Raw genomic sequence first — 12,320 nt, 5'->3', positions numbered from 1 at the left:
CGCCGGAGCTGTGGGCCGGACGCCCGGCCCACAGCAGGCGTCACGGCTGCTGGAGAAGTGCTCCCTTTAGCAGTTCCGCCACGATCGCCCGGCCGTTCAGCGTCAGCACGGACTCCGGGTGGAACTGCACCGACGCGAAACGATCCGCGCGCAGCCCGTGCACCTCCCCGTTCGCCGCCCGGCTCACCTCGATCCCGTGCGCGGCCAGCTCCCGGGCCGCCTCGTCGTCGCACCGGGCCACGAAGCTGTTGTAGAACCCGACGGTCTCCTCCCGCCCGAACAGGTCCACGGTCGTCTGCGCCCCCTGGTACGGCACCTCCTTGCGGACGATCTCCAGCCCCAGCTCGGCCGCGATCAGCTCATGCCCGAGGCACACCCCGAGCACCCCGTGCCGGTGCTCCCGGAGCACGGAAGCCGTCAGCTCCCGCAGGAACCGCATCTTCGGATCGGCCAGGTCGGACGGGTTGCCGGGCCCGGGGCCCAGCACGAGCGGCCCCTCGTGCGCGAGCACCGCGTCCCGCAGACCCGGCTCGTCGTACCGCCGGACGGTCACGTCGAGGCCGCCGGAGCGCAGTACGTGCGCCAGCATCGCCGTGAAGGTGTCCTCGCCGTCGACGACCAGGGCGTGTCCGTCGAGCTCCGCGGACCGTTCCTGCATCCGCAGCCAGAAGGGGGCGAGGGAGGCCCGGCGCCCGTCGAGCGCGGCACGCACGCGTGGGTCGTCGGCGAGACGCACGCGCGCGTGCTCCTCACGCGGCCGGGACGGCCGTACGCCGAGAGCCGCCAGCACGCCCGCCGCCTTCGCGTGTGTCTCCGCGACCTCGCCCGCCGGGTCCGAGCCGCGGACGAGGGTTGCGCCGACCGGGACGCGGAGCCGGCCGTCGGCATCGATGTCGGCGGTGCGGATGAGGATGGGGGAGTCGAGGGTCTGCGCGCCGCCCGTGTCCCGGCCGAGCAGCGCCAGCGCGCCCGCGTAGTAACCCCGCCCGACACCGTCCCGCCCGAGGGGCTCATACCGCTCGATCACCCGGCACGCGTTCTGCACCGGCGAGCCGGTGACGGTCGCCGCGAACATGGTCTCCCTCAGCACCTCGCGCACGTCCAGGGAGGACTTCCCGCGCAGCTCGTACTCGGTGTGCGCGAGGTGGGCCATCTCCTTCAGCCGCGGTCCGACGACGACCCCGCCCATGTCGCCGACGGTGCACATCATCTTCAGCTCCTCGTCGACGACCATCGACAGCTCCTCGATCTCCTTGCCGTCGGCGAGGAAATCCAGCAGGTGCTCGGGCGTCGGGCCCTCGGCCGGATACCGGTACGTCCCGCTGATCGGGTTCATGACGACGGTCCCGCCGGACATCCGTACGTGCACCTCAGGGCTCGCGCCGACCAGCGTGTGCCCACCCGTCTCCCGCCCCCGCCCTTCCAAGGAAGGCCCTTCGGGCCCTTTTCGATCTCCGGTGTGCACCACGAACGTCCAGTACGCCCCCCGCTCACCCTCCAGCAGCCGCCGGAACAGCGCGAGCGCGTCGGCCCGGCCGAACCCGGGGATCTCGCCCTCGTAGGTGCGCCGGATCACGAAGTTCGCGCCCTCGCCCCGGCCGATCTCCTCGCGCAGTACACGGCCGACGATCTCGCCGTACTCTTCGTCGTCGACGTCGAAGCCGCCGTCCTCGACCCGCACGGCGTGCGCGGGGAGCTGGGACAGCGCCATGTCGAGCGGGATCTCGTACGACTCCTCGGGGGTGAGGACCAGCAGCGGGGTGCCGTCGTCGCGGACGTCGAAGCCGCGCTCGCGGATCTGCCGGAACGGGATGAGCGCGAGCCCCTCGTCGGGCAGGTCCGCCAGGCGGTCGCGGCGCGTGACCGGGCCGATCAGGACCTCCACCGTGCTCTCGTCGCGGCCGGGCGTGCGGCGGCGGAGCAGGGCGAAGGGGCGATCGTCGTGGAGCAGCTGTGTCAGGTCCATGGTTCCTCTGCCAGGTACGGGAGGAACGGCCCCGGAAACACCGAAGGCCGCCCCTCGGGCGGCCTTCGCGAAGTCTGGGTACGCGCAGTCAGTGGGCCGCCGAAGGAGCGGTCCACCACCAGTTCTGGTGGGAAGGCGCGAACATGCGAGGAACCCTACCGCACGGCCGCCCGTCCAGGGGGCAAACCGTGCGTCTCACCCTTCGAGCCGGAAACAACCCCATGCCGCACGACCCCGTAATGTTTACGAGGTGACCGTGAACGCTAAGACCAGCGCGAGCGCTGGCAACACCTGGCGAAACCTGCCCGCGGCGCAGCAGCCCGAGTACCCCGACCCCGAGGCTCTGCGCGCAGTGATCGCGGACCTTGAGTCGTATCCGCCGCTCGTCTTCGCGGGCGAGTGCGACCAGCTGCGCGCCCGGATGGCTGCCGTCGCCAAGGGAGAGGCGTTCCTCCTCCAGGGCGGCGACTGCGCCGAGGCTTTCGACGCGGTGTCCGCCGACCACATTCGCAACAAGCTCAAGACGCTGCTCCAGATGGGTGCCGTCCTCACCTACGCGGCCGCCGTGCCGGTGGTGAAGGTCGGCCGCATCGCCGGGCAGTACTCCAAGCCGCGCTCCAAGCCGACCGAGACCCGCGACGGCGTGACGCTGCCGACCTACCGGGGCGACTCGGTCAACGGCTTCGACTTCACCGAGGCCGCCCGCGTCCCGGACCCCGAGCGGCTGAAGCGCATGTACAACGCCTCGGCGTCCACGCTGAACCTGGTGCGCGCCTTCACCACCGGCGGCTACGCCGACCTGCGCCAGGTGCACGCCTGGAACCAGGACTTCGTGCGGACCTCGCCGTCGGGCCAGCGCTACGAGCAGCTCGCGCGGGAGATCGACAACGCGCTGAACTTCATGCGGGCCTGCGGCACGGACCCGGAGGAGTTCAAGACCGTCGAGCTGTTCTCCTCGCACGAGGCGCTGCTGCTGGACTACGAGTCCGCCCTGACCCGGGTCGACTCGCGCACCGGCAAGCTGTACGACGTCTCCGCGCACATGGTGTGGATCGGTGAGCGCACCCGGCAGCTGGACCACGCGCACATCGAGTTCGCCTCGCAGATCCGCAACCCGATCGGCATCAAGCTCGGCCCGACCACGACGGCCGAGGAGGCGCTGAAGTACATCGACCGCCTCGACCCCGAGCGGGAGCCGGGCCGGCTGACCTTCATCGTCCGCATGGGCGCCGACAAGATCCGCGACAAGCTCCCCGAGCTGGTCGAGAAGGTCACGGCGTCCGGTGCGACGGTGGCCTGGGTGACCGATCCGATGCACGGCAACACCTTCGAGGCGGCCTCCGGGCACAAGACCCGCCGCTTCGACGACGTGCTCGACGAGGTCAAGGGCTTCTTCGAGGTCCACAAGGCCCTCGGCACCCACCCGGGCGGCATCCACGTGGAGCTGACCGGCGACGACGTCACCGAGTGCGTGGGCGGCGGCGACGAGATCTTCGTCGACGATCTGCACCAGCGCTACGAGACGGCCTGCGACCCCCGGCTGAACCGCAGCCAGTCGCTCGACCTGGCCTTCCTCGTGGCGGAGATGTACCGGGACCAGTAAGCACCCCTGGGCCGATCTGGGGCGCGGATCACACCCGATCCGCGCCCCTCGCCCCTTTTACGGGCCCCGTGTGGCGGGTAAGGTTAGGTTTGCCTCACCGATCAAGGGGATGGCGCTCATACGGCAATCCCGTCGGGAGGTGAATCCGCGTGTACGTCTGCAGCTGCTTCGGCATCACCGAGGCCCAGGTCAAGCAGCACGCGGAGGACGGTGCCTGCACCCCCCGCCAGATCGCCTCCGCCTGCAAGGCGGGCACGGACTGCGGCTCGTGCGTCCGCCGTATCCAGGCCCTCCTCGGCCGCGGCGCCTGCCCCCGCCGCGAGCTGGCCGACCAGGGCCGGCCGGTGCTGGCGGAGCTGCCCGGGGAATCCGAGGCGCCCGGCATCCCGAGGGCGGCCTAGGTCTCCGGCTGCTCGATGACCTGGGCGAGGTAGAGCGCCTCGCCGAGCTTCTCCAGCAGCTCCAGCTGGGTGTCGAGGTAGTCGATGTGGTGCTCCTCGTCGGCGAGGATGTCCTCGAAGATGTTCGCGGACGTGATGTCGCCCTTCTCGCGCATCACCTTGATGCCCCGCCTGAGCCGGTCGATCGCCTCCACCTCGATCTGCCGGTCCGCCTCGAACATCTCCTTCACGGTCTGCCCGACCCGGACGTGGAAGAGCCGCTGGTAGTTCGGCAGCCCCTCCAGGAACAGGATCCGGTCGGTGAGCACCTCCGCGTGCTTCATCTCGTCGAACGACTCGTGGCGCGTGTACTTGGCGAGCTTGTACCAGCCGAAGTTCTCCTGCATCTTCGCGTGCAGGAAGTACTGGTTGATCGCGGTCAGCTCGCCGGTGAGCTGCTCGTTGAGGAATTCGATGACCTCGGGGTCGCCCTGCATCGAAACGGCTCCTTCCGGACGGGAGGACGGGGAAAAGACAGGGAGGCGTGCGGCGGCATGATTGCACCGGCGGGGAAGATCGTCCAGTAAGTGCGTACTTAGTAGGTACGGGCAGAATTGATGGGCCTTGTCCGTTTCGGGACAGCGTGGTCAAGGGCACTGCCCGAGGTCTGTCAGGATGGATACATGGGTCATCCGGTGGAGCGAGCGTCTGGAGCGTCGGCAGGGTCCGAGCTTCCGCCGGGTCAGCGGCTCCAGCGTGGCTGGCCGGTCACGCACTACGGGCCGGTCCCGAAGTTCCGCCTCGAGCGCTGGGACTTCCGGGTCTTCGGCGCCACCGCCGACGGTGACAAGCACACCTGGGGTCACGAGGAGTTCACGGCGCTGCCGTACACCACCGTGGTGGCCGATCTGCACTGCGTGACGAAGTTCAGCATGATCGGCGCCGAGTGGGGCGGTGTCCCGGCCGCCGCGATCCTGGACCTGGCCCCGCCGGCCCCGGACGTCACCCATGTGATGGTCTGGGCGGAGTACGGCTTCAGCTCCAACCTCCGCCTGTCGGACTTCGCCTCCGACCGCACGATCTTCGCGACCCACAAGGACGGCGAACTCCTCACCGCCGAGCACGGCTTCCCGGTCCGCCTGATCGTGCCCCACCTCTACGCCTGGAAGGGCCCGAAGTGGGTCCGCGGCGTGGAGTACATGACTGCCGACCGCCGCGGCTTCTGGGAGGAACGCGGCTACCACAACATCGGCGACCCCTGGAAGGAACAGCGGTACTCCTACCAGGAGGAACCGGGGCAGGGACCGGAACTGTAGCGCTCCGGTCACCCCGCCGGTCAGCCGTTCCGCAGCTTCTTCAGCCGCTCCACGTCCGCCGCGTGCCCGGCCTGCCCGCCCGGCGTCTCGATGATCAGCGGGACGCCCTCGGTCGCGGGGTGGGTCATGAGGGCGCGGAACGGGTCCTCGCCGATGTGGCCGGCGCCGATGTTCTCGTGCCGGTCCTTGTGTGCGCCGACCACGTCCTTGGAGTCGTTGGCGTGGATCAGCTTCAGCCGGCCCTCGCCGACGGTGTCCACCAGCAGATCGAGGGTCTGGTGCATGCCGCTCGGGCCGGTGAGATCGTGCCCGGCGGCGAAGATGTGGCAGGTGTCCAGGCACACGCCCAGCTTCGGATGGGCGTCCAGCGCCGCGAAGTACGGTCCGAAGTCCCAGGTCCGGGAGCAGAGCGAGGCCCCTTGCCCCGCGGTCGACTCCAGCAGCAGGAACGGATCGTCGTCGTGGGTCAGCTCGTCCAGTAGCGGCAGCACGTGCTCCCGTACCTGCCGCAGCGCCACCGACCGCTCGCGTCCGCCGGTCGCGCTGCCCGTGTGGACGACGACACCCAGCGCGCCGATCTCCCGCCCGCGCCGCAAGGAGTGCCGCAGCGACTCCACCGACCGCTCCACGGTCGCCTCGGTGTGGGAGCCGAAGTTGATCAGGTAGGGCGCGTGGACGTACGCCGGGATCGACTCCTCGGCGCAGGCCGTGCGGAACGCCTCGTCCTGCTTCGGGTTTCCGGCCGGGGTGGCCCAGCCGCGCGGGTTGGCCACGAAGACCTGCACGGTCTCCGCCCGCAGCGCACGGGCGTACGACAGCCCGACCGAGTGCAGACCGCCGGCCACGGGCACATGGCCGCCGACGGGATTGCGGGGGAGGGACGACCGGGGGGACGGCTGGAAGGACGACTGAACGGGGCTCACCCGTTCAGGGTGTCATGTCCGCCCCTGCCACCGAGCACGCTCCCCGGTGACCCCGGTCACCGGATGGTGATCGTGATCGTCGAGCCCTTGGGCGCCATGTCGCCGCCCTGCACCGACTGCTTCTTCACGGTGTCCCCGAACAGCCCGAGGATCCCGCGGTCGTCGCTCACCTTGAAGCCCGCGCCCTCCAGCGCCTTGTGGGCGTCGTCCACGCTGTCGCCGGTCACGTCCGGCACCTGGACCATCTGCGGACCCTTGGACAGCGTCAGCGTCACCGTGTCGCCCGCGGCGGCCTGGCTGCCGTTGCCCGGGCTCTGCTGGGCCACTTTGCCCTTGTCGTACTCGGAATTGACCTGGTCCGGGGCGATGACCACCTTCAGCCCGGCGTCGGTCAGCGTCTGCTGGGCGTCGGCCGGATCGTCTCCGGTGACGTCCGGGACGTCGATCGGGCTGCCCTTGCTGACGGTCAGCGCGATCGCCGAGCCCGCGTGCCGCTTGGTGCCCGCCTGCGGGGTCGTGCCGATCACGGAGCCCGCGCCGACGTTCTCGCTGAACTCCCGGGTCACCATGCCCGGTTCCAGCCCGTCCGCCCTCAGCAGCCTGCGCGCCTCGGCCAGCGGTTTGCCCGCCACATCCGGCACGTTCACCGTCTCGGGGCCCAGCGACACGGTCAGTGTCACCGTGTCATGGCCGCGGATGCGGGCGCCGGGCGCCGGGTCGGTGCCGATGACCGTGCCGCGCCTGACGGTGTCGTTGTACTCGCGCTTGATCTGCCCGACGTCGAGCCCGGCCGCCCGCAGCCGCTCGCGCGCCTGCGCCTCCGTCTTCGACAGCAGCGGCGGGACCTTCGTGAACTGGCCGGAGTTGATGTACCAGACCCCCGCGCCGACGCCGAATATGACGAGGACGGCGGCGACGATCGTCAGCACCAGCCGCTTCGGCCGCCGGGGTGGCACCGGCGGGGCCTGGAGCCGGCTGGTGTGCCGTACGGCGCCCCCGTCGGACTCGTCCTCGTTGACGGGCAGCGGCCGGGGCACAGTGAGCGAGCGCGGTATCACGCTCGTACGGTCGCCGGCGTTGTCGTGCTCGGCGGACAGCGCCTGCGGCGGCATCGCGTCCAGCTGTGCGTCGCTCAGCCCCTGGTGCGCCTCCCGCACCCGGGCGAGCAGCGCCACAGCGTCCTCCGGACGGCCCTCCGGGGTGCGCGCGGTGGCCACCGCGACCAGCCCGTCCAGCTCCCGCGCCAGCCCCGGCACCAGCGCCGAGGGCGGCGGCACGTCCTCGTGGATGTGCTTGTAGAGCACCTGCGCGGGGCTGTCCCCGGAGTGCGGCTTGCCGCCCGTCAGCATCTCGTAGAGCACGACACCGCACGCGTAGACGTCGACGCGCGGGTCGGCGGTGCCCTGCTCGATCTGCTCGGGCGCGAGATACGACACGGTCCCGAGCACGGCACCGGTGGTGCTGGTCACGGTGTCCACGGACCGCACGAGTCCGAAGTCGGCGACCTTGACCCGTCCGTCGTCGCCTATCAGCACGTTCTCGGGCTTCATGTCCCGGTGCACGAACCCGGCCCGGTGCGCGGCGCCGAGCGCGGCGAGGACGGGCTCCAGGATGTCGAGGGCCGCGCGGGGCTGCAGTGCCCCGCGCTCACGCAGCACGTCCCGCAGGGTGCACCCGGCGACGTACTCCATCGCCAGGTACACATACGACCCGTCGGCCCCCTGGTCGAAGACCTGCACCACATTCGGGTGCGCCAGCCGGGCGACCGACTTCGCCTCCCGGATGAACCGCTCGACGAAGGAACCGTCGGCCGCGAGCGTCGGGTGCATCACCTTCAGCGCGAGCACGCGGTCCAGCCGGGTGTCCAGGGCCCGGTAGACCGTGGCCATCCCGCCGACGGCGATCCGCGCGTCGACGCGATAACGGCCGTCGAGCACCTGCCCGACGAGGGGGTCCTGAAGGGTCGTATCCACGAAAGGGGAGTCTACGAGGACCGACCGACAGTGCCGCACGGTGCGCTGATTCCGGCGACGGAATGCAGCACAGCTGTGACGCGCGCGCGATCAGAAGGGCCGTTCGGAAGACCGTTCAGAAGGCCGGGCGCTCGGGATCCAGGCGGGCGCGTCCCTCGATGGGGGAGGAGGCCTCCGCGAAGTGCCGGCGCGGAATCCGCCCCGCCAGCCGGGCCAGCCGGCCCCCCTCCACCGCATGCCTCATCGCGGCGGCCATGAGCTCCGGCTCCTGCGCCCGCGTCACCGCGGAGGCGAGCATCACCCCGGCACACCCCAGCTCCATCGCCAGCGCGACGTCCGACGCCGTACCGGCCCCCGCGTCCAGAATCACCGGTACGCGCGCGTGCTCCACGATCAGCTGGAAGTTGTGGGGATTGCGGATCCCGAGCCCCGACCCGATCGGCGACCCCAGCGGCATCACCGCCGCACACCCGGCATCCTCCAGCTTCCGCGCGAGCACCGGATCGTCGTTCGTGTACGGCAGCACCGTGAACCCGTCGTCGACCAGCGTCTCCGCCGCCTCCAGCAGCTCCACCGGATCCGGCAGCAGCGTCCGCTCGTCGGCGATGACCTCCAGCTTGATCAGCTCCGTGCCCAGCGCCTCCCGGGCCAGCCGCGCGGTCAGCACCGCCTCCCCGGCGGTGAAACAGCCCGCCGTGTTCGGCAGCACCCGGATGCCCAGCTTCTGCAGCACCGACAGCACCGAGCCGTGCACGGAAGGGTCCACCCGCCGCATCGCGACCGTCGTCAGCTCCGTGCCGGACGCGAGCAGCGCCCGCTCCAGCACCTCCAGGCTGGGCGCACCGCCCGTGCCCATGATCAGCCGCGACGAGAACGCCGTACCCCCGAGGACCAAGGAATCGTCGGCCATGGCTCAGCCTCCCTGCACTGCGGTGAGGACCTCGACCCGGTCGCCCTCGGCCAGCGGGGTGGCCGCCCACTGCGCGCGCGGGACGACGGTCTCGTTGACGGCCGCGGCCACCCCGGCGGGCGCGGCGACCAGGGAGCGTACGACGGAGTCGAGCGCGGTGCCCGCGGCGACCTCCCGGCGCTCACCGTTGACGGAGATGGAGACGGTGACGGAGGTGCTCATGCGGACTGCTCCTGGAGGACGGCGCCGGCGTCGAAGCGCTGCGGGGTGAACGGGCGGGCCTCTTCCGGCAGTTCGCCGTCGGCCAGCAGCTGTGCCATGACATCGCCGGTGACCGGCGTGAGCAGCACCCCGTTGCGGTAGTGCCCGGTGGCCAGCAGCAGCCCGTCGAGCCCGGACGGGCCGAGCAGCGGCGCGTTGTCGGGCGAACCGGGCCGCAGCCCGGCGCGGGTCTCGGTGAGCGGCAGCTCGGTGATGCCCGGCACCAGCTCATGGGCGTCGCGCAGCAGCTCGTACACGCCACCGGCGGTGACCGTCGTGTCCCAGCCCAGCTCCTCGCTGGTCGCGCCGACGACCAGCTCGCCGTTCTCCCGGGGCACCAGATACACATGGCCGCCGCGGACCATGGCCCGCACGGTCCGGCTCAGGAACGGCGCGTACCGGCGCGGCACCGTCAGCCGCAGCACCTCTCCCTTGACCGGCCGCACCGGCGGCAGCAGCCCCTCGGGCACTCCGGCGAGCCGGCCGCTCAGGCTCCCGGCCGCGAGCACCACCCGCCCCGCGCGCAGCCGTGTGCCGTCCGCCGTGGTGACCCCGGCGGCCCGGCCGCCCACGACGTCCAGCCGCTCGGCCCACGCGCGGTGGAACACCACCCCCGCCCGCTCGCACGCGACCACGAGGGCCGCGGCCAGCCGCCGCGGGTCGATCTGGTGGTCGCCGTCGACCCGCAGCCCGCCGCGCACCCCGGGCGCCAGCATCGGCTCCAGACGCCGGCACTCCCGCCCGGACAGCCACTCCGACTCCAGGCCGGAGCGCTGCTGCAGGGCGTGCAGTTCGCGCAGGTGGGCGCGGTCGTCGGCGTCGAGCGCGACCTGGAGGGTGCCGCAGCGGCGGTAGCCGAGGTCGTGGCCGGTCAGTTCGGTCAGCTCCGCCGCGAAGGCCGGATAGCGGCGGGCCGACTCCAGGTTCAGGGCGAGCAGGGTCTCCTCGCCGTAGTGCAGTTCGGTGACCGCGGCCAGCATCCCGGCCGCGACCCGCGCGGCCCCACCGCCGGGTTCGGGGTCCACCACGGCCGGGGTGAGCCCGCGCTGCGCCGCGCGCCAGGCCGTGACCAGGCCGATGATTCCGCCCCCGATGACGAGGACGTCGGACGTACGTGACGACATGGGCGTCCAGCCCCTCCCTTCGCCGGCATGACCCGGATCAGGTTCGTACGGTCGGAGGCCGCCAGCCTCCCTCTCAGCCCGGTGCGCCGGGCTCCCGCGAGTGCGTGTACGGGAGCCACCCTAGCCCGCCGCGCCCGCCACCCGTAAGAGAGCCCCCGCCCGCCGACCGGCGTACGGGCGGTGTGGAGCAGGTCACCGAGTACGCCCGGTGACTCACCCTGCGTCACGTGTCTATGGTGATCAGGTGAGCGAGCACACAGCCCAGGAGGGCACGGCACAGGGGCGGCGCGTGGTCGTCGTCGGCGCGGGCATGGCCGGGGTGCAGACCGCGGTCGCGCTGCGGGAACAGGGCTTCAAGGGCGCCGTCACCCTGCTCGGCGCCGAGCCGCACCAGCCGTACGACCGGCCGCCGCTGTCCAAGGCCGTGCTGCTCGGCAAGGCCGAGGACTCCGCCTTCGAGGTGGACTTCGACTCGCTCGGCGTCGAGCTGCGGCTCGGCTGCGAGGTGCTGGGCGTGCGCACCGCCGAGCACGAGCTGGACACCGAGGCGGGCCCGGTGCCGTACGACGTCCTGGTCCTCGCCACCGGCGCCGAACCGATCACCCTGCCCGGCACCGAGGGCGTGCCCGGCGTGCATCTGCTGCGCACCCTGGACGACGCCGAACGGCTGCGGCCGGTGCTCGCCCGGCAGCACGAGATCGTGGTCGTCGGCGCCGGCTGGATCGGCGCCGAGTTCGCCACGGCCGCGCGCGAGGCGGGCTGCACGGTCACCGTCGTCGAGGCCGCCGACCGGCCGCTCGCCGGCGCCCTGCCCGCCGAGGTCGCGGCCCCCATGGCCGCCTGGTACGCCGACGCGGGCGCCGAACTGCGCACCCACGCGCGCGTGGAGCGCGTCGAGCCCGGCGCGGTGGTGCTCGCCGACGGCACACGGCTGCCCGCTGGCGCTGTCGTCGTCGGCATCGGCGCCCGCCCCGCCACCGGCTGGCTGGCCGGCTCCGGCATCGAGCTGGGCCCGCACGGGGACGTCCTCGCCGACGCCCACCTGCGCACCGGCGTGGCGGACGTGTACGCGGTCGGCGACTGCGCCTCCTTCCCCTCGGCCCGCTACGGCGAACGGCTCCTCGTCCACCACTGGGACAACGCCCTGCAGGGCCCGCGCACGGTCGCCGCGAACATCCTGGGGGAGACCCCGCGGGTGTACGACCCGGTGCCGTACTTCTGGTCCGAGCAGTTCGGCCGCTTCGTGCAGTACGCCGGGCATCACGCCGCCGCCGACCGGCTGGTCTGGCGCGGCGACCCGGCGGGCCCCGCCTGGACGGTGTGCTGGCTGCGCGAGGACCGCCTCGTGGCCGTGCTGGCCGTCGGCCGGCCGCGCGATCTGGCCCAGGGCCGGAAGCTGATCGAGGCGGGCCGCGCCATGGACGCGCAGGCGCTGGCGGACCCGGGCAAACCCCTGAAGGACGCAACCGCCGGCTAGCACACCCTCCCAGCTGGACCTGCCTGACTTCCGACTGTCAGTGAGGGATGGCAGGCTTGTCCCTGTGACCGAGATTGACGCAAAGATCGATGCTCTCGTCCCCGCCTGGCTCACCCTCCCCGACATCGCAGAGATGCTCGACGTCGAGGTGACGCGTGTGCGGCAGCTGGTCAAGGAGGGCCAGCTCATCGCCGTACGCCGAGGTGAGAACCGGGCGCTGCACGTCCCCGCCGCCTTCATCGACGGGGACAAGGTCGTCAAGGGCCTGTCCGGCACCCTGACGCTGCTGCGGGACGACGGCTTCACGGACGAAGAGATGATCGAGTGGCTCTTCACCCCCGATCCGACCCTGCCGGGCACCCCCGCGCAGGCCCTGAGCGAGAATCG

At 71.9% G+C, this 12,320-nt stretch carries 12 protein-coding genes and 1 riboswitch; of the genes, 5 read left to right on the top strand and 7 right to left on the bottom strand.

Features of this window, described 5'->3' with window-relative positions:
- Window positions 1-40: 40 nt before the first annotated feature.
- Complete coding sequence (locus tag LE548_RS12060; RefSeq protein WP_225096751.1) at window positions 41-1,966, bottom strand: anthranilate synthase family protein; 1,926 nt, start codon at window positions 1,964-1,966, stop codon at window positions 41-43.
- A 250-nt stretch (window positions 1,967-2,216) separates the two neighbouring features.
- On the opposite strand from LE548_RS12060, the gene LE548_RS12055 reads away from it, so the two are divergent.
- Both LE548_RS12055 and LE548_RS12050 read left to right on the top strand, forming a co-directional pair.
- On the top strand, window positions 2,217-3,569 hold the full coding sequence (locus tag LE548_RS12055) for a class II 3-deoxy-7-phosphoheptulonate synthase (protein WP_225096749.1): 1,353 nt from the start codon (window positions 2,217-2,219) through the stop codon (window positions 3,567-3,569).
- A 149-nt stretch (window positions 3,570-3,718) separates the two neighbouring features.
- On the top strand, window positions 3,719-3,970 hold the full coding sequence (locus LE548_RS12050; protein WP_225096747.1) for a bacterioferritin-associated ferredoxin: 252 nt from the start codon (window positions 3,719-3,721) through the stop codon (window positions 3,968-3,970).
- On the opposite strand, the gene bfr is transcribed toward LE548_RS12050, so the two are convergent.
- The gene (bfr, locus tag LE548_RS12045; RefSeq protein ID WP_225096745.1) at window positions 3,967-4,446 is read right to left on the bottom strand and encodes a bacterioferritin; all 480 of its coding nucleotides are present in this window, start codon (window positions 4,444-4,446) and stop codon (window positions 3,967-3,969) included. The genes LE548_RS12050 and bfr overlap by 4 nt on opposite strands.
- A 186-nt stretch (window positions 4,447-4,632) precedes the next feature.
- Between bfr and LE548_RS12040 the strand changes: the two genes are divergently transcribed.
- Window positions 4,633-5,265 (top strand): sulfite oxidase-like oxidoreductase, encoded by a 633-nt coding sequence (locus LE548_RS12040; RefSeq protein WP_225096743.1) that lies wholly within the window; start codon window positions 4,633-4,635, stop codon window positions 5,263-5,265.
- 20 nt (window positions 5,266-5,285) lie between these two features.
- On the opposite strand, the gene LE548_RS12035 is transcribed toward LE548_RS12040, so the two are convergent.
- The 5 genes from LE548_RS12035 to thiO all read right to left on the bottom strand — a co-directional run bounded on the left by LE548_RS12035 (window position 5,286) and on the right by thiO (window position 10,456).
- Window positions 5,286-6,188 carry a deoxyribonuclease IV gene (locus LE548_RS12035; protein WP_225096741.1) on the bottom strand — a complete coding sequence of 301 codons (903 nt, stop codon included), beginning with the start codon at window positions 6,186-6,188 and terminating at the stop codon, window positions 5,286-5,288.
- A gap of 56 nt (window positions 6,189-6,244) precedes the next feature.
- Complete coding sequence (gene pknB / locus LE548_RS12030; protein ID WP_225096739.1) at window positions 6,245-8,161, bottom strand: Stk1 family PASTA domain-containing Ser/Thr kinase; 1,917 nt, start codon at window positions 8,159-8,161, stop codon at window positions 6,245-6,247.
- A gap of 115 nt (window positions 8,162-8,276) precedes the next feature.
- Window positions 8,277-9,071: a thiazole synthase gene (locus LE548_RS12025; protein ID WP_225096737.1), complete on the bottom strand. Its 795-nt coding sequence runs from the start codon at window positions 9,069-9,071 to the stop codon at window positions 8,277-8,279.
- Between the two features lie 3 nt (window positions 9,072-9,074).
- Window positions 9,075-9,293 carry a sulfur carrier protein ThiS gene (gene thiS / locus LE548_RS12020; protein ID WP_225096736.1) on the bottom strand — a complete coding sequence of 73 codons (219 nt, stop codon included), beginning with the start codon at window positions 9,291-9,293 and terminating at the stop codon, window positions 9,075-9,077.
- Entirely contained in the window at window positions 9,290-10,456 is a 1,167-nt protein-coding gene (thiO, locus tag LE548_RS12015; RefSeq protein ID WP_225096734.1) for a glycine oxidase ThiO, read from the bottom strand. Before thiO ends, thiS begins: the two co-directional genes overlap by 4 nt.
- Window positions 10,454-10,564, bottom strand: a riboswitch (TPP riboswitch). It overlaps the preceding gene by 3 nt.
- Window positions 10,565-10,700: 136 nt before the next feature.
- Between thiO and LE548_RS12010 the strand changes: the two genes are divergently transcribed.
- Window positions 10,701-11,933, top strand: a complete 1,233-nt coding sequence (locus LE548_RS12010) for an FAD-dependent oxidoreductase (protein ID WP_308030177.1) — start codon at window positions 10,701-10,703, stop codon at window positions 11,931-11,933.
- Between the two features lie 64 nt (window positions 11,934-11,997).
- Window positions 11,998-12,320, top strand: a 323-nt coding sequence (locus tag LE548_RS12005) for an Rv2175c family DNA-binding protein (RefSeq protein ID WP_225096732.1), incomplete at its 3' end; no start/stop codon positions are given.

This window comes from Streptomyces sp. CoH27, from assembly GCF_020181035.1.
Taxonomy (GTDB): domain Bacteria; phylum Actinomycetota; class Actinomycetes; order Streptomycetales; family Streptomycetaceae; genus Streptomyces; species Streptomyces camelliae.
Note: the sequence above shows the minus strand (reverse complement) of the source record. Positions and strands in the feature narration are given on the sequence as shown.

What these genes read in the sequence shown, in the direction of transcription:
- LE548_RS12060 (WP_225096751.1), bottom strand. Translation starts at nt 1,966, where the DNA reads ATGGACCTGACACAGCTGCTCCACGACGATCGCCCCTTCGCCCTGCTC.
- bfr (WP_225096745.1), bottom strand. Translation starts at nt 4,446, where the DNA reads ATGCAGGGCGACCCCGAGGTCATCGAATTCCTCAACGAGCAGCTCACC.
- LE548_RS12040 (WP_225096743.1), top strand. Translation starts at nt 4,633, where the DNA reads ATGGGTCATCCGGTGGAGCGAGCGTCTGGAGCGTCGGCAGGGTCCGAG.
- LE548_RS12025 (WP_225096737.1), bottom strand. Translation starts at nt 9,071, where the DNA reads ATGGCCGACGATTCCTTGGTCCTCGGGGGTACGGCGTTCTCGTCGCGG.
- thiS (WP_225096736.1), bottom strand. Translation starts at nt 9,293, where the DNA reads ATGAGCACCTCCGTCACCGTCTCCATCTCCGTCAACGGTGAGCGCCGG.
- thiO (WP_225096734.1), bottom strand. Translation starts at nt 10,456, where the DNA reads ATGTCGTCACGTACGTCCGACGTCCTCGTCATCGGGGGCGGAATCATC.